The 17,096-nt window shown below is 57.0% G+C and carries 16 protein-coding genes and 1 tRNA gene; 7 read left to right on the top strand and 10 right to left on the bottom strand.

Translation table 11 applies throughout. The features are described 5' to 3' along the window. The first annotated feature begins 215 nt into the window (after positions 1–215). Genes LBK75_03690 through LBK75_03680 form a run of 3 tightly spaced genes read left to right on the top strand, consistent with a single transcriptional unit; the run spans position 216 to position 1,256 of the window. Complete coding sequence (locus LBK75_03690; protein ID MDR1157395.1) at positions 216–428, top strand: hypothetical protein; 213 nt, start codon at positions 216–218, stop codon at positions 426–428. Continuing rightward, positions 415–768, top strand: coding sequence for a type II toxin-antitoxin system PemK/MazF family toxin (locus LBK75_03685; GenBank protein ID MDR1157394.1), 354 nt, complete (start codon positions 415–417; stop codon positions 766–768). The genes LBK75_03690 and LBK75_03685 overlap by 14 nt, the downstream gene beginning before the upstream one ends. Before the next feature lie 8 nt (positions 769–776). After that, on the top strand, positions 777–1,256 hold the full coding sequence (locus tag LBK75_03680; protein ID MDR1157393.1) for a hypothetical protein: 480 nt from the start codon (positions 777–779) through the stop codon (positions 1,254–1,256). 60 nt (positions 1,257–1,316) lie between these two features. On the opposite strand, the gene LBK75_03675 is transcribed toward LBK75_03680, so the two are convergent. The 8 genes from LBK75_03675 to LBK75_03640 all read right to left on the bottom strand — a co-directional run bounded on the left by LBK75_03675 (position 1,317) and on the right by LBK75_03640 (position 8,586). Next, positions 1,317–1,772: a hypothetical protein gene (locus LBK75_03675; protein MDR1157392.1), complete on the bottom strand. Its 456-nt coding sequence runs from the start codon at positions 1,770–1,772 to the stop codon at positions 1,317–1,319. 349 nt (positions 1,773–2,121) lie between these two features. Then, positions 2,122–3,807, bottom strand: a complete 1,686-nt coding sequence (locus LBK75_03670) for a PAS domain-containing sensor histidine kinase (GenBank protein ID MDR1157391.1) — start codon at positions 3,805–3,807, stop codon at positions 2,122–2,124. Continuing rightward, on the bottom strand, positions 3,804–4,487 hold the full coding sequence (locus tag LBK75_03665; GenBank protein MDR1157390.1) for a response regulator transcription factor: 684 nt from the start codon (positions 4,485–4,487) through the stop codon (positions 3,804–3,806). Before LBK75_03665 ends, LBK75_03670 begins: the two co-directional genes overlap by 4 nt. A gap of 42 nt (positions 4,488–4,529) precedes the next feature. After that, entirely contained in the window at positions 4,530–5,186 is a 657-nt protein-coding gene (gene phoU / locus LBK75_03660) for a phosphate signaling complex protein PhoU (protein ID MDR1157389.1), read from the bottom strand. Next, the gene (pstB, locus tag LBK75_03655) at positions 5,183–5,932 is read right to left on the bottom strand and encodes a phosphate ABC transporter ATP-binding protein PstB (GenBank protein MDR1157388.1); all 750 of its coding nucleotides are present in this window, start codon (positions 5,930–5,932) and stop codon (positions 5,183–5,185) included. The genes phoU and pstB overlap by 4 nt, the downstream gene beginning before the upstream one ends. Further along, positions 5,929–6,807: a phosphate ABC transporter permease PstA gene (pstA, locus tag LBK75_03650; GenBank protein MDR1157387.1), complete on the bottom strand. Its 879-nt coding sequence runs from the start codon at positions 6,805–6,807 to the stop codon at positions 5,929–5,931. The genes pstB and pstA overlap by 4 nt, the downstream gene beginning before the upstream one ends. Positions 6,808–6,812: 5 nt before the next feature. Next, complete coding sequence (gene pstC / locus LBK75_03645) at positions 6,813–7,640, bottom strand: phosphate ABC transporter permease subunit PstC (GenBank protein ID MDR1157386.1); 828 nt, start codon at positions 7,638–7,640, stop codon at positions 6,813–6,815. A 4-nt stretch (positions 7,641–7,644) separates the two neighbouring features. After that, a complete protein-coding gene (locus LBK75_03640; protein ID MDR1157385.1) occupies positions 7,645–8,586 on the bottom strand; it encodes a substrate-binding domain-containing protein in 942 nt (313 codons plus the stop codon). Positions 8,587–8,810: 224 nt separating this feature from the next. Here LBK75_03640 and LBK75_03635 point away from each other — a divergent pair. Next, positions 8,811–8,886, top strand: a tRNA-Thr gene (locus LBK75_03635). Between the two features lie 116 nt (positions 8,887–9,002). On the opposite strand, the gene LBK75_03630 is transcribed toward LBK75_03635, so the two are convergent. Both LBK75_03630 and LBK75_03625 read right to left on the bottom strand, forming a co-directional pair. After that, positions 9,003–10,442, bottom strand: coding sequence for a glycosyltransferase family 39 protein (locus LBK75_03630; protein ID MDR1157384.1), 1,440 nt, complete (start codon positions 10,440–10,442; stop codon positions 9,003–9,005). A 268-nt stretch (positions 10,443–10,710) separates the two neighbouring features. Next, on the bottom strand, positions 10,711–14,064 hold the full coding sequence (locus LBK75_03625) for a S8 family serine peptidase (protein MDR1157383.1): 3,354 nt from the start codon (positions 14,062–14,064) through the stop codon (positions 10,711–10,713). 398 nt (positions 14,065–14,462) lie between these two features. Here LBK75_03625 and LBK75_03620 point away from each other — a divergent pair, with 398 nt between their 5' ends. The 3 genes from LBK75_03620 to LBK75_03610 all read left to right on the top strand — a co-directional run bounded on the left by LBK75_03620 (position 14,463) and on the right by LBK75_03610 (position 16,992). Continuing rightward, positions 14,463–15,401, top strand: a complete 939-nt coding sequence (locus LBK75_03620; GenBank protein ID MDR1157382.1) for a phosphoglycerate dehydrogenase — start codon at positions 14,463–14,465, stop codon at positions 15,399–15,401. Between the two features lie 65 nt (positions 15,402–15,466). After that, positions 15,467–16,411, top strand: a complete 945-nt coding sequence (locus LBK75_03615) for a shikimate dehydrogenase (GenBank protein MDR1157381.1) — start codon at positions 15,467–15,469, stop codon at positions 16,409–16,411. Beyond that, entirely contained in the window at positions 16,408–16,992 is a 585-nt protein-coding gene (locus LBK75_03610) for a cupin domain-containing protein (protein ID MDR1157380.1), read from the top strand. Before LBK75_03615 ends, LBK75_03610 begins: the two co-directional genes overlap by 4 nt. The last annotated feature ends 104 nt before the right edge of the window (positions 16,993–17,096 follow it).

The following is a 17,096-nucleotide window of genomic DNA, read 5'->3' as shown; positions in this document are numbered from 1 at the left end:
TATCTGCAGTTTTGTCACTTGATTCGGGCATCGGATCGCGTCTCCTTCCTGCTGAGTATAGCACCAGCATACACGATCCCTATTGAATTGTAAATACATTATTTTTGTATCTACACCCCATTTTATAAAAATATATTGACTATAAATATCAAACATATTATAATATGGTGTGTATGTTTTTGTATACATTATATAGGAATTGTGGAGGGGATAAAATGGAATCCGTGGAAATACTCCAAAAGATTGATCTGTTGCCTGTAACACAAAGAATGTTAATAGTGGAGAAAATCATTCATTCTATTCGTAAAGAAGAGCAGAAAACAATTTTGAGGGAAGCCGCCAATGCTTTATATAACGATTACAAAAATGATCAAGATTTGACTTATTTTACAAATCTTGATTGCGAAGGATTTTATGAAACAAAGTGAAATTTGGTTAATAAATTTAAGTCCAACAATTGGTGCAGAAATGCGAAAAACTCGCCCTGCTTTAATTGTTAATGATGATGCGTTAGGCCAATTGCCTTTAAAAATCATAGTACCAATTACTGATTGGAAAGATCACTATCGCGTTGCACCATGGATGGTAAAAATTGAACCTGCCATCGATAACGGACTTATAAAAACTTCCTCTATTGATTGTTTTCAAATTAGGTCTGTATCTGAAAAGCGTCTAGTAAAACAATTAGGAAAGATAACGATTGAAGAATTAATAAAAGTACAAGAGAGTATAAATAAAGTCATTGGATTCAACAGTGTTATTTTATGAATGTAAGCATGGATGAATATGTTTTATATAAACATTTAACGAAAAGTATAGATTTAAAAGACGGCTTCGAGGAATTGAGCGATGAGTTATTGAACGAAATCACGGCGGAATTCATCGGCGCGTATTGTGATTCGGCGGGAAACAAAGAAATTGAGCTTCTGAAACCATTTATGAATAAATGGCGATACAATGAAAGCACAAAACTGATTTTAAAGACAAACGACGTAGATATGATTCGTTTATGGGAAATAATAATAAACGGCCGGTCGATAAAAGACGGGAAACGTTTTAAGAGTTTTACAAACGATTATAAAGTTGGATATTTATCCGGCAGCGAATATAAAAAATTAAACGAAAAGCTAAAGAATCATTTCGGGGATATAAACATGGATACGCTGAACGAACAAAATGAAGGGATGGCATATGTGTCGCAGGCAATAAATGAAATGGAAAAACATGGTGGAGAAATGATAATCGGGATCGAATAATACACGGGTCGTCGAGGACGAGGACGTCCCTTACGAAGAATGAAATTGAGAGACTCTCCTTCAGAAAAGATCAAAGCCGTTTTCTGTTATAAATGTTGCTTTTATTTGCTTTACACGTCCTATGGGTTTAAGTCTCAACAAATCCTCGTCATTATTTAATTCAGCCGAAAATTCCGGTTCAGAGTTTGTGTTTCCAATAATGATCCACGGTGGCCCAAACTCTGTTTCCATATAATAAATATTCAATTCTTGATTTCCGCTGCCGGCATACAGTTTATCTCCTATTGGACAGCCTTGCAGTTCGCCGATAAATTCAAAGTCGGCCGGAGCTTTCAGGTTGTGAGTTTTCCCTATCTGCTCCAATAGGTGGTTTCGCCGGCTCTGTTCATCGCCGACTGCCAAAGCCTCCTCATCTTGGGAAGCATTGGAAAACCCAGGCCTTTCAGTTCGCAGCAAATAATATTTGTCCGCAGCCGGAACTTTGTAGATACTGAATATTTTCAATTCAACCGCCATAAAATACCTTCTCTTTCATCTTTATTCGGGCTGCTTTATTTTGGCAATGATTTTTCCATAAACTTCCAATTGACATTTTATTTTAAGCACTCTTGCCTTTGTTCTTGTATCCGTCATAACAAAATTCCCATCAATGTATGCGAATTCCACATTCTCGATTTTCATGAAACATTTGAAACTCTTTACACCGCATGAGATTATGGAATTTATTTTTTCGCTGGTGATATCTACATAACCGCATTTTTTTCCCATAAAATATACATTTAAGGTCATTGTGTCGTCATTTATTGTATAACCATGTATATGGGGATCTTTGAATAATGACATAAATAGTACAAACCACATATTATTACACCTGCGGGAGTTCAAAATTTTGCACCCCTGCGTCATTTTGCACCTCCGCGGCCGCGGCCGGCAAAATAACGGTGACGGCGGTCCCGCTGCCCGGGACGCTTTGCACGCTGACGCTGCCGCCATGCGCGGCGGCCACGTGTTTGACGATGGAGAGGCCGAGTCCGGCGCCGCCCGTTTTCGGGGACCGGGAAGGCTCCCCCCGGTAAAACCGCTCAAATATCCGCTCCTGCCGGTCGAGGGGGATGCCGGCGCCCGTGTCCCGCACCTCGATTTCCACCTGGCCGGCTTCGGTTTTTACGCTGACCGCCACTTCCCCGCCCGGGCGGTTATATTTTATCCCGTTATCCACGAGATTATAGACCATTTCATAGAGCAAAGAGCGCTTGCCGCTCACCGCGCCGCCGCCTTCGGTCCTGAGCGTCACCCCCGCCGCCGCCGCGCCGGGCGCCAGCGCTTCCGCCACCTCGGCCGCGATCCGGCCCATATCCGCCTCCTCCGTCGGCAGCCCGGTTTTTCCGTTTTCATCCAAAGAAGAAAGAAGAAGGATGTCCTCGGTCAAAGTGATTAGGCGCGCCGCCTCCGCGTGGATCCGGGCGGCAAAAACCGCCGTGTCCTCGCCGTCCACCACCCCGCTCGCCAGCATTTCCGCGTATCCGGAGATATTTGTCAGCGGGGTGCGGAGTTCATGCGACACGTTGGCCGTAAATTCCCGGCGGAGTTTTTCCGTGCCCGCCTGCGCCGTAATATCCAGCAAAAGCAGCATGGCGCCGCCGCCCGCCACCGGCCGGCAATAGACCCGCCAGACCGTCTCTCCCCGCCGAAGCTCGGTCTCGCCGCCCTCGCCGGCCAGAGCCGCCCGGGCCAAAGTCAGCAAAGGCAGATCCCGCGCCAGTTCCAGAAAATCCCGCTCGCGCATGTCGCCGGCCGCCCCGAAAAGCGTCAGCGCGCTCCGGCTGGCCAAAACGATCCCGCCCGTTTTATTCAATAAAATCAGGCCTTCCTCGATATTGCCCATTATCGCGTCCATCGTCTCTGTCCGCGCCCGAAGTTCGGCGAGCTGCTCCGCGATATGCTCCCGCTGCCGCGTGATGGTGCGCACAAAAGGCGCTATCTCGTCGTAGACCGCTTCCGCCCCGCCGTCGGAGGCCGCGCTGTCCAGCGGGGCGATCACGCGGCGCGTCAGGCGTCCGGCCCACAGGTAACTGAGCGCGACCACGCCGAGGGCCGCGGCGGCCGCCGCCGGCAGAGTTCCCATAAAAACCGCGGCCAGACGGCCGGAGGTCTTGGACAGCCGCATAACGGCGCCGTCGGGCAGCCGGACGGCGTAATAATATGTTTCCTCGCCCTGCGTGAAGGAAAAACGCCTGCTTTCACCGGACCCCGCCGCCAGCGCCGCCGCCACCTCCGGCCGGTCGCCGTGGTTGGCGAGCATGGACGCCGCCGCCACGTTGTCGTATATGACCGTCCCGTCCGCTCCGATCAAAGTCAGCCGCGTGTCAGCGAGCCGCGCGCTCAGCAAAGAAGCCCTGCCTAAATCCCGCAGCTCCGCCGCCTGCTCCCGCAGCTCCGCCCGCGCCGCGCCGCCGATGGCCAGATAATAGACTTGGCAGAGCAAAAGCGCGGTCGCCAGCACCGACGCGACCGACAGCAGCAGCAAACTGCGGAATATTTTCCTTTTCACCCGTCTCCCTCCAGCTTATAGCCCATCCCGCGCACGGTTTTTATGGCTTCGCCCGCTTTTCCCAGTTTTTGCCTGAGAGAACGGATATGCATGTCGACCGTCCGGCTCTCGCCTTCAAAATCAAACCCCCAAACCCGCTCCATCAGCATATCGCGCGTCAGCACCAGCCCGGCGTTGCGCAGCAGGCACTCCAAGAGGGCAAACTCCTTGTTCGTCAGCGCCACCGCCTCGCCGTCCGCCAAGACGGTATGGCGTTCGGCGGAAAGCGTCAGAGCGCCGCCGGTCACAATATCGCCGCGCTCCGCCCCCGCCGGCGCCCGGCGCAGCACGGCCCGGACGCGCGCCACGAGTTCCATGACGGAAAACGGTTTGGTCACATAATCGTCCGCGCCGAGATCCAGACCCTTGATGCGGTCATATTCCGCCCCTTTGGCGGTCAGGAGGATGACCGGCAGGTCTTTTGTCGCCTCTAGCCGCCGCAGCGCGGCCAATATACTGAGTCCGTCCTCGCCCGGCAGCATGATGTCGAGCAGAACGAGGCGCGGCGCCCCTTTTTTCAGCCGCAGGTAAAATTCTTCCGCCCGCGGAAACCCTTCAGCCGCGAACCCGGCGTTTTCCAGCGCGTAGCACAAAAGCTCGCGCAGATTGTCGTCGTCTTCCACGATATAGATCGGCTGCATCATCATTAACCCCTTATGTTAGAGGCGTGTGCCCTTGTACCCTTATAACAGCTGCTTATTCTTATGGCGGCCCGTGAGAAAAAATATGACCCATTCCGCGATATTGCAGGCGTGGTCGCCGATGCGCTCAAAATACTTGGCGATCTGCATCAGGTCAAAAGCCTGCTCCCCGTTCGCGGCGTCCGCGTGCACGAGCTGGATGAGTTCCGCCCGGATCTCAAAAAACAGGCCGTCCACAATATCGTCGCTCTCGATGACGCTCTGCGCCAGCTCCGGATCCTTGCGCACATAGGCGTCGATGCTCCGCGTCACCATGAGCGTCGTGGCGCTCGCCATCCGCGGGATGCGTTCTATTTTTTTGATATAGGACTGCCCGATCAGCCCCAGGCAGATCTCCGAGATATCGGCCGCCTGATCGCCGATGCGCTCCATATCCGTGACCATTTTCAGCGCGGTGGAGATCTGGCGAAAATCGCGGGCCACCGGCTGCCGGGCCAGCAAAAGGCGCAGGCACAGGGTCTCGATCTCTTTTTCCTTGTCGTCGATCTGATTATCCCCGCTGATCACCGCCTCGGCGACAGAACGCTCCTGCTCCGCCAGCGCCCGCACAGCCCCGGCGATCGCCGCCTCGATCATTGCCCCCATTTCGATCAGACTGCTGTTCAGTTCCGTCAGTTCCGCCTCAAAACGCCGCATCACCCGAACCTCCCCGTCACATAATCCTCCGTGCGCTTATCCCGCGGCAGGGAAAATATTTTTTCCGTATTGTCATATTCTACCATTTCGCCTAGGAGAAAAAAGGCCGTTTTGTCGCTGATGCGCGTCGCCTGCTGCATATTATGCGTCACAATGATGATGCAATAGTTTTTCTTCAAAGTCAACAGCAATTCCTCTATTTTACCGGTGGAAATCGGATCCAGCGCGCTGGTCGGCTCATCCAAAAGAAGGACTTCCGGGGTGACGGCCAAGGCCCGCGCGATGCACAGCCGCTGCTGCTGCCCGCCGGAAAGCCCCAGCGCCGATTTGCGCAGCCGGTCTTTGACCTCGTCCCAGATGGCCGCGCTCCGGAGCGATTTTTCCACCGTCTCATCCAGGGCCAGACGCGACTTGACCCCGTGCGTGCGGGGACCGAAAGCGATATTGTCGTAGACGCTCATCGGAAAAGGATTCGGTTTTTGAAAAACCATCCCCACCCGCCGCCGCAGCTCGTTGACGGGCAGCTCCGCGTAAACATCCTGGCCGCGCAGGCGCACGCTGCCGGTGATCCGGCAGTCCGGCGTCAGGTCGTTCATGCGGTTCAAAGTTTTGAGCAAAGTCGATTTGCCGCAGCCGGAGGGGCCGATGAGGGCGGTGATTTCCGCGTCCGCCGCCGCCAGATCGACGTCTTTCAGCGCCTGGAATTTTCCGTACCAGAGATTCAGTTCCTCTATGTCAAATACATTCATGACCTGTTTTTCCCCACCCGTCCGGCCATCCAAGCCGCGGCGGCGTTGATCCCCATCACCACGGCCAGCAGCGTCAGCGCCGTGGCAAAACCTTCGCCCGTGTGCAAACCTTCGCGTGTCAGCGCGTACATATGGACGGACAGGGTCCGCACGGAGGCAAAAACGTCGATCAGCGGCGGCCCGCCCTCCGCGAAAGGCATCTGGGCCACGGTGCCCGCCGTATAGATGAGCGCGGCGGTTTCCCCGACGATGCGGCCGACGGACAAGATCACCCCGGCCAGTATGCCGGGCGCGGCGGCCGGCAGCACGATGCGGAACACGGTGCGCAATTTGCCGGCCCCAAGGGCAAAAGCGCCTTCCCGGTAAGAATCCGGCGCCGCCAGGAGCGCCTCCTCGCTCGCGCGCATGATAAGCGGCAAGATCATGATCGCCAGCGTGCAAACCCCGGCCAGCAGCGAAAACCCCCAGCCGAGATAGGTGACGAAGAACAGCATCCCGAACAGGCCGTGGATGATGGACGGGATTCCGGCCAGCGTTTCGGTGGCCAGGCGGATCAGGCGCACGATCTTATGGCCGCGCCGCGCGTATTCCGCCAGATAAATAGCGGCGCCGAGACCCAGGGGCAGGGCGAGGGCGAGGGCGAACGCCGTCATGTACACCGTGCTGACCAGAGCCGGCAGGAGCGAGACGTTAGTGCTGTTATACGTCGGGGAAAAAAGCGAGGGCTTCATATAGGGCACGCCGCGGTAGACGATAAACCCGATAATATAGAGCAAAACGGCGGTCATGAGCAGCGCCGCCGCCCAGGTGATCGCCCCCAGGAATATTTCGCCGTATTTCCCCGGGTATTTGTTTCTCAGGCCTTTTTTCTTCATGATCCTCACGTGTTCCCCCTGTTCAGGGCGGAAAAACACAGATTTATCAGCAGAATGAAAACAAAGAGCACCACCCCGGTAGCGATGAGGGCCTCGCGGTGCAGTTCGGCGGCATAGCCCATCTCTATCACTATATTGGCCGTCATGGTGCGAACGCCTTGAAAAATCGAGTGCGGCAGCCGGGGCTGATTGCCGGCCACCATGATGACCGCCATCGTTTCCCCGACCGCCCGGCCCACGCCCAGCACCACCGCCGCCAGCATACCGGAGCGCGCGGCGGGGATCAGCACGCGGAACACCGAGCGGTAATGCCCGGCCCCGAGGGCCAGCGATCCTTCATAATATGATTCCGGCACGCTGCGCAGCGCGCTTTCGGCCAGAGTGGTCATGGTGGGCAGTATCATGACGCCCAGCAAAATGCCGGCGGAGAGGATGCTGCCGCGCAAATGCGGCACGAGGACGGCCATGCCAAAATAGCCATAGACGACGGAGGGGATGCCGGCCAGCAGGTTCACTCCCGGTTTTAACAGCCGGTACAAGGCGGGCGGGCAGACGCGCGCCAGAAAAACCGCCGCCAAGAGCCCGATCGGCGCTCCGACGGCCAGAGCGGTGGCCGTGACGTAAAAACTGCCGGCGATCATGGGCAGTATGCCAAAAAGCGGCGGCACGTCCGACGGCGACCATTCCCGCCCGAGGAGGAATTCAAACAGACCGATCTTGGCCAAGGCCGGCAGGCCGTTGACCAGGAGAAAAAGGCTGATGAGCAAAACCGCCAGAACGGAAACGAGCGCCGTCAGAAAAAAGACGGCGCGCATAATGGATTCCCCGGTCATTGCGCTATATTTCATTCCACCGGAGGGCGTCGCCGGTGAATATCGCTTTGACCTGCTCTTTGCTCAAATTGCCGAGGGCGTTGTTTTTGTTCACGATGACCGCGATGCCGTCAATGGCGATTTTCACCGGCGTGAGTTCGGCTGTCTCCGTGTCTTTCAGGTCGCGGCTGGACATGGCGATATCGCAGGTCCCGTCGATCGCCGCCGTCAAACCGGCGGAAGAATCGCTCATCTGGATCTCGACCGTCGCGTTCGGATTGACTATTTTATAGGCTTCCGTGAGTTTTTCCATCACCGGGGTGACGGAGGACGACCCGGCGACGACGATCCGGCCGGCCGGTTGGGCGCTCCGATAGGAATCGCTGCTTTCGACCGCGATGTAATGATTGGCCGCCACCACTTCCTGCCCGGCCGCGGATAAAATATAATCCGTGAAATCAGCCGCGACCCCCGCCGGCGCGCCTTTGGTGGCGATGATAAACGGCCGCGCTATGGTATAGACGCCGGTTTTCACATTGTCGGTCGTCGCCGCCGCGCCGTCGACATTGACCGCTTTGACCGTGTCGTTCATGGAACCGAGGGATACGTAACCGATGCTGCTGACGTCTCCGGCCACGCTGACCAGCATGACTTCCGTCTGATTGGCGATGACCGCTTCCTTAGTGGTCAGGTCTTTGCGGGAACCGTCCGCTTCCCGCTGCTCTATCCCAAAAAGTTCAATGAAGGCGCCGCGCGTGCCGGACCCGTCTTCCCGGGAGACGACCGTTATCGCCGGGGACTGCTCGGCGGCCGGCGGCGTGACCTGAGAACTCAGACCCGCCGGCGGAGTCGCCTGAGAGCCCTGACCGGCAGGCGCGCCGCAGCCCGCCAGCGAGAGAATGAGAATCAGAGTCAGGAGCGCCGTGAGCGGCGTGGTCCAACTGAGACTGGCCGCTTTAGCGGCCATAGTCGAAGGAGTGCGAAAGCTACGGCGCGTATGCGGCGTGGTCGTACAACTAAATTTGCGCATCAAAAAATCCTCCTTAATCGCGTGTGGTTTTATGATGAGATCATTTTAGCGCCCCCATGTCAACAAAAAGCTTTTTTCATGTAAAGAATATGTAAAATTATCAATTTTTCATATGACTTGACGGCGATATTATTTTTTGGTATAGTGATACGCGTACCCACGCCGATGTAGCTCAGTTGGTAGAGCAGCTGATTCGTAATCAGCAGGTCAGCGGTTCGAGTCCGCTCACCAGCTCCAAAGCCCATATCCTAACGGATATGGGCTTTTGCGCAGGGGAAAGAGGGTTTTGGCCGGAATACACTGCCCTGCCGCGCCCCTGCGCGGATATACTTCGTAAAACTTCCAAATCCAGTTCATAATAACAGCTTTGAGATCTTCGGTTTTATGGAATGAGCGAACTTGTGAAAAAACAACAATGCGGGCAAAATCATCAAGATGTGATGCGATATTGTATGCCTGGATGCCAATTCGATAAAAAAGAAAATTAAAAAACTGCCCGTGAAGTAAAATGCCATCAATTGCTCAATTATGTCATGTTGTTTTTTATACCGGATCAAGGCAAATATGCATCCCAATAATCCAAATACAAAGATTGGAATGTCAAAAATAAAAGCGAGTATAGTAATCAAATTTCTAGACGCTCGCATGCTATGCCCTGCCATAACGTCCTCCAGTAAAACTTGAGATGAAATGTAATCGACAGAATACCAATGATCTAATTTTCCCACTCCATGAAGAACAACATGTGCGCCCATTGTGTTTAAACGGTCAAGAGATTTTTGAGCAAAATGTTCTTGAATTTCAGTCGGCGTGGAAGCATGGAAGAAAACTTCTGAAAATTCTTTTCCATCTGTTTGATTCCATCGTCCACTTTCAGATAGCCCGACATAAAGATTCCAACCATATGAAAATTTTGGGGCATCAAAGGAAGTGACTTGCCTCACCAAAAAAGAATTAAATTGGCTCAAGAAGAAAAAGACGATGCCATAGAGGGTAATGATAAATATACGTTTAAAGACCTTCTCTTCTACAGAGAGAAGCATCACAATGCAATAGGCAATTAATAAGATGATTCCAAGCGGTCGAAACAACAACGAAAATCCCAAAAATAGAGCACTCAAAAGATAAAACAAAATTTGTTTGGTTTTTTCATGTTCCAGGACGGCCTTGTCAAAAAATGTTATCGAATAAACAATGAAAGAACCAAAAATTAGCTCAGCGTTTGTAGTATTTGAATAGATGGATATGTATGGATTCAATGGAATGATGAGACAGAATGCAAGGAGGAACCTCTTGTTGATCCGCTTCTCCAGAAGTGTGTATATGCAACACAGAGCAAAACTCACGGATATGCAGTTGGCTATTGCCGCCACTGTGCGGCTAGTGCCAAACATTCCCATCAAAGCGGCCAACACCGTTGGGTAAGTAACTGTACCAGGAAATGTGGCGGCATATAATGATATATAAGAAAAGTTCCCTTCAAGAATTTTTAACGCATTGCTATAATAATAGCGCAAATCTCCTTCGCCAAGAAAGGTATAATTTGAACATATTAAAAGTTGCAAAGACATAGAGATGAAAAATATTATTATGTGGATATATAGGCGCTTCAACTTGTATTTAGATATAAGAAAATAGCAAGAAAGAGCAACCAAAAGATATAGCAGTAAAGCAGTTGTCAATTTTAATACTTGCGATAACATGTTAAATGCTCCATATATGTAAGAGAAAAAACCGGCCATTAAAATGATTGCTGCCAAAAAACTAAGAACAAAAGTGAGAGATTTTTTCATGAGCATTTTCCTCTCCTGTTTTTACCAAAAAGGGAGACGTCTTGTGGGGAAGATGACACTTGAACCATGATATAGAGATATCATAAATTGGAAGAGTTGTCAATACTCCCTTTGTATCATACTGTTATTGTCGTTATCACTGTTCAAACGGCTGCGCCGGCGGGCCCGGCGCGGCGTGGGAAAGCCGGCGCACAAGAGCCGGCCGCCCCCAAACCGGGGGGCGGCCGTCTCTTGTACTTGCCGCGAGCTGCAAAGCGCATACGCTTTGCTATCTTTTGGGATATGCCTCTTCCGGAGTCTCTTTGTGAGGGATGTCGTCCGCCCACGCGGCGGTGTCGGCGAGACTCTCGTCTCCCGTCTCCTCTGCAGACGCCACAGACGCAGACGCCGCGGAGAGCGTTTCGGCGGCGCTTCTCCGCAGGAGGGCGGGCGCTTCGACGCCGTCTCCCGGCTGGATGTTGTCCTCGACGCCGTCGCTGTCGGAGACTACGATCGCGTCGTCGCTGCCTTCCTCTTCGTAGTCGTCTTCATATCCGTCTTCGTAATCGTCTCCGTAGTCGTCTTCGTATCCGTAGTCTCTGTCGTATCCGCTGGCGTCCGGGAGATCCGGCGCCACGAGCGAGGTGGGGAACGAGGTGGTGTTGACCATGCGGTTCACGGGCTCGATGGTGATCTGTCCGCCTTCGATGTGGACGTTGCACACATACCAGATGGTGCTGAGGCCGCCGTTGAGGGGGACGAGGTATGTGGCCAGTAGCGCGTTGCCGGCGTACACCTCCACCTTGGCCTGCGAGTTGACCAGCGCCAGGCTGTCCAGATCGTAACGGTTCGTATAATCGTGCACGGCAAACTCATAGACGCCGTCCCGCATCCGATAGATGGTGGTGGTCTCCGGCCCGTAGCTGGTGACGTCGTCCACATCCAGGTCGGCGGCGAGGCCGTCCGCGTCGTAGTGGGTACGGACGGAATACCAGGTGTGAAGCCGCGCCGCACCGGACAGCGTCGGCCCGAACAGGTGCGAGTCCAGATCGGAGGGATACTCGCCCCAGGTGAGGACAAAGCGCACCTGGTCCGCCGCCAGAACCGGCGTGATAGTGCCGTTTTGCCCGCCCCGGGTGAGGCCGCCCACGGAGACCACATAGAAGGTGCTGGGGATATACCCGTCGGCGGTGGCCAGCACGGTGTAGTTGCCCGGCGTCAGCGCGATTTGGAAGAACCCGCCGGCCGCCGTGACCGTCTCCGGGTCGGCGTCTGTCTGCGGCGTGTCGATGCCGCGGGTGAAGCGGAGATGAATGGGGTCGGCCACGGGGCTGCCCGTCACCGCATTGTACACGATGCCGGACACGACGCCGTCCACTTCTTCTTCGCCGCCGCCGTCGGGCACCGCGGAGAGCTGATGCAGCGTGATCAGCTGACCCTCCACCACCATCACCTCGATGATCTCCGGCAGATAGCCGCCGGCCGAGATGCGCAGGCTGTATAAGCCGATGTCCAGATGCTCAAACAGATAATTGCCGTCCGCGTCCGTCAGCGTGGAACGGGCCAGATTGTCAAAATTGCGCTCTTTGAAAAGCAGGACGGCCGCGCCGGGGATGGGCGTACCGTCCAGTGCGGTGACGACCCGGCCGATCAGGCTGCCCTCCGCGCGGGCGGGCGGCTCCGTGCTGATGGCGTTGTATACGGCGCTGTACGCGTCCACCTGATGGTACCGGCGCAGACTGGCCGGGGGCACGGTGGTACGCTCGTCGTCCACGGCGCGGCCGTCGGCCTCCGCCGTGTCTTTCAGAAGAGTCTTTACCTGCGCGCCGGTCAGTCCGGGGTTCACGGACCACGCGAGCCCCGCCACACCGGTGACGTGCGCCGCCGCGGAGGAGGAGCCGCTCAGCCGCTGGTACTGGTTGCCCGGCGCCGTGCTGTAGATGCTCACGCCGGGCGCCACCACATCCACGCGCGCGCCGTAGTTGGACGTCGCCTCAAGCGCGCCGTTCGGGTCGGTGGATCCCACGAGGAGGATCCGCTGCCGCAGCGCGGCGTCGGTCACAGACCGAAACACACCCGCGCCGTCGGCGTCCCTGGGCAGGCCGCTGTTGTCGCCGTTGCCGGCCGACTGCACAATGAGATAGTCGTAGCCCTTTTCGAGGAGCTTCTTCATGGCCAGTTCTAAAGTCCGCCTGCTGGCGGCGGTGGTGGAAGCGCTCCCCAGGCTGACGCCCACGACCTTCACGCCCCGCTGCACCAGCCAGGCCAGTCCGCTCGCCTGATCCACGACGGCCGAGCTGGACGCGGTGGCGTACACGTCGTAGCCGTAGAGATTGTCGCGCCGCATGTCCGCCACGCCGGCCAGTCCCACGCCGTTGCCGTGGATGGCGCCCACGGTGCCCACCACATGGGTGCCATGGCTCTGGTTGGCGGCGCCGTTGTTCTTGACGTTGGCGGCGGGGATCTGCAGGTCCTCATGGGCGTATGCGACGCCGTTGTCCAGTACGCCGAGCTTGATCTCGCGCATGTAACGGCGCAGCGCCCACGCGTCGGTCACCCGGATCGCCTCAAGCCCCCACTGGTCACTGTCCCACCAGGGGTCGGCCGTGGCGCCGGCTTCCGGGACCACAGGTTCGACATATTCCAAATCCACCAGATCGAAAAGTGTCGGGAAGGCGTCTTGCAGCTGCTCGGCCACGGCCAGCAGCGCGGCCTCCGTGTCCCCGGTCACCGCCACTGTGTACATATCCAGGGTGCGATTGACGCTCCGAATGACGCCGCCGACGGTGGCCGCCGCCGCGGCGACGGCCGTCTCCGAGACGCCGGTCGTGGCAAATATGACCAGCCGTCCCCTGACAAAGTAGCTCACGCCGTCCTCGCTGAGCACCAAATCCTCTTCCGTGAAGGGAGGCGGCTCGCTGCCTGCGTCATAGACGGGCCTGTTTGACACTGTGTAGCTGGCTGTCTGGCCGGCGGAATCCTTCGCAAAGAACACAATGACGTTTTCGCCCGGCGTGAGGAAGACGGTCCCCATCCCCAATACGCCCTTGGGGCTCACTTGGTCGTCGCCGCGCAGATAGAGATAATCCGGCGCGCCGCCGCCGATGCTGTAGGACACCTCTGTGATGACGGCGTCCGTACTGGGCACGGCGGAATAGGTCACGTCCACGCGCTCCACGGTCGTCTCGTCGGGGAACGCCGTCGCGACTGTCAGAGAGATGGGAACGCCCGGAGGCGGTCCGGAGGGTTCGCCGGGTACGACGGCGTCAAACAACGGGCGGTATGACATGTCCCAGCAAAACACCCGGTATGTGTGATTTTCGGCCGGATAGTCCGCGAGGCTGGCCGCAAAGGTGTGCGACAGAGACGTACCGGCGGTCAGCTCCAGCGTGTGCGCTTCCGCGCGGGCCAGCGTACCCCCGTCCGTGTAAACGGCGAAGATCGCAAGGCGCTGGACCGCCTCCCCGCCCGGGTTGCCGACGTGCACCGTGACCGCGCCCTCCGCAGCTTCCGCCGCAAACAGCACCGTCGAAGGAGCGGTTACATCCGCCGTCGGCAGAGACGCGGCGGCGCACACCCCGACGACAAACGCGAGCGTCAAGATCAGTGCCGCGAATCTCTTGATGGGAAAACCCTTCCTCATAAACAACTTCCTTTCTCTTGCTTTTCTGTAAGATTGTACCTGTCTGCCTGCCAAAACATTATATGACAGGCCCGTGAGAATTGCAAGATGTTCTGTCGGTATATATCTGACGTTTTATCGAAACAATATTCCCACATATCGAACAGGGAGAACACATCGGCGTGCCGATGGGGGAGATCTGCGGCAGATATTCCTCGTGGGAGGCGGAGAAAACGGCGTCCGCCTCGCGGCGTCCGAACATCCGCTGGTTAAAATATCGATTGACAAGCCCAGTCCGAAATTTTATACTGAACACGGGTGTATCATTGCATTATGACATAAAAAACGTTCCACCACAGCAAACTATCAACTGTCAATTCTCAATTCTCAATTGCCAAGGTGTCGGGGGTTTTGTCTGTATGAGAGTGTTGGTAACGCCCCGGTCTTTCGCCAAAGGCGATCCGCGGCCGCTGGCGTATCTGGAGGAAAACGGGGTCAGCGTCGTGCGAAACCCGGGCGCGGGCATCATGGACGAGGAGACAATGCTAGCGAAGATCGCCGGCTGCGTCGGCGTCATCATCGGGGTGGATCCGCTTTCCGCCCGCGTGATGGAGGCCGCGCCCGGGCTGCGGGCCGTGGCCAAGTACGGCGTGGGCGTCGACAACATCGATCTCGACTACTGCGCCGCCCACGGCATCCGGGTCTCCCGTACGGTGGGGGCGAACAGCGAGGCCGTGGCGGACTATGCCCTCGCGCTGATGCTCGCCTTGGCCCGGCAGGTCGTCTCCATCGACCGCCGCTGCCGCCGGAAGGACTGGAGCAAGCGCACGACGGCCGACCTGTCCGGTCGGACGCTCGGCCTCGTCGGCCTGGGGGCCATCGGCCGGCAGGTGGTGCGGCGCGCGCGCGGGTTTTCGATGGACATCGCCGCCTTCGATGTCGCCTGGGACGAGGCCTACGCCCGGGCAAACGGCGTCCGCCGGTTGGACATAGATGAGATCTGCACCGCCTGCGACTTCATCAGCCTGCACCTGCCGTTGCTGCCGGAGACAAAACACATCATCGACGCGCGGCGCCTCGGACTCATGAAGCCCACGGCCTATCTGATCAACACGGCCCGGGGCGGGCTGGTCGACGACGACGCGCTGCTGGCGTCGCTGCGGGACCGCCGCATCGCCGGCGCGGGGCTGGACGCGTTTCAGCAGGAGCCGCCGGAGAACGAGGAATGGTATAATTTGGAAAATATTGTCATCGGATCCCACTGCGCCGCCTCGACGGCCGGCGCGGCGCATGCGATGAGCCGCATGGCCGCCGAAAATCTGCTGCGGGACTTGACGGCAGGCACGGCGGTGACATAAAATAAAAAACGCGCCGCGCGCCGGGCACGGCGCTGTGGGGGGCGCCGCACTGTAGGAGGAGCAACATGTTCGATTTCACGCCGGCCAGGGTGCCCACGCTGTATTTCATCGGCGTCACGACCACACGGTCGTCCATCATGCGGGTCTTCCCCCGGTGGGCCAAAGAGCTGGGGCTGAAGGCCGACATCCGCGGCATCGATCTGCCGCTGCACGCGCCCGACGGGGACTACCGCCGGGTCGTGCGTTTCCTAAAAGAAGATCCCCTCTCGGTGGGCGCGCTGGTGACCACGCACAAGCTGGATCTGTTTGGGTCCTGCCGCGACATCTTCGACTGCGTCGATCCCTTCGCCGAGAAGCTCGAGGAGGTGTCCTGCCTCTCGAAGCGGGACGGGCGGTTTCGCGCGCACGCCAAAGATCCCATCTCCAGCGGGCTGGCGCTGGAGCACTTTGTGCCGGCCGGCTTTTGGCAGACGCACGGCGGAGAGGCGCTGCTGCTGGGCGCGGGCGGCAGTTCCCTGGCCATGTCGCTGTACTTTGCCCGGGAAACGTTCGGCGGCGACAGGCCGAGGAAGGTAACGATCGCCAACCGCAGCCGGCCCCGGCTGGACGAGGCAGAGAAGAAGCTGTCGGGCCTTGGCCCGGAGATCGAGTTCGCCTTCGTCCACGGACCCGCGCCAGAGGACAACGACAAGCTGGTGAAGGCCCTGCCTCCGTACTCCCTCGTGGTCAACGCGACGGGTCTCGGAAAGGACGCCCCCGGCTCGCCCACCACAGACGCGGTGGACTATCCGGCGCACAGCCTGGTGTGGGAGATCAACTACCGCGGAGACCTCGTCTTCAAGGCGCAGGCCGAGCGGCAGCGCGCGGCCAAGGGTCTGCACGTCGAGGACGGGTGGATCTACTTCATCCACGGCTGGACACAGGTCGTTGCCGAGGTCTTCCGCATCCCCATCGAAGGCGCGCTGCTCGAAAGACTGGGCGAGATCGCGAGAACGGGGGATACGCCATGAGCGCGGCGGCGTTTGATTGGAACCGAGGGTTTGCGTTGGATTTTTCCCTGACGGACGGCCTTTCCCGGACGGCCGCCCCCACAAAGCGCCGTCTCTCGCAGATGCGGGGGATGTACAGCGACGGCGCGGCCTTTGAGGCCATACTCGCAAAAGAAGATCCGCTGGTGTACGAATTCTATGAACTGGGCGCCCCGGCGCGGGCGGAGGACCTGGCCTTTGGGACCAGCATCACATATCCGGGCAAGGTGGGCCGGGAGTATTTCATGACCAAGGGCCACTTCCACACGATTCTGGACACGGCTGAGGTGTATTACTGTCTCTCCGGGCAGGGCGTCATGCTGATGGAGAACCCGGAGGGCGACGTGGCGCAGATCCCGCTGACGCCGGGAAAGGCCGTCTATGTGCCAGGGCGTTACGCCCACCGGAGCGTCAACACGGGGAAGGCGCCCCTTATCACCTTCTTCGTATTCCGCTCTGACGCGGGCCACGACTACGGGACCATCGAAGAGAAGGGATACCGAAAACTGATCGTGGAGCAAAACGGCGCGCCGCAAATGATCGACAACCCCAAGTGGAAATAGCGCGCTTTGAAACAAAAAAAGGCGCCCCAAAGCGCCCATTAGTACCTTGTTGCCGCGAAGCGGCAACAAAAAACAAGAATGTGGGTTGTGGGTTGCAGTGCAAC

Source organism: Oscillospiraceae bacterium (assembly GCA_031265355.1).
Classification (GTDB): Bacteria; Bacillota; Clostridia; order Oscillospirales; family UBA929; genus JAIRTA01.
This window is presented reverse-complemented; position numbering and strand designations above follow the sequence as displayed.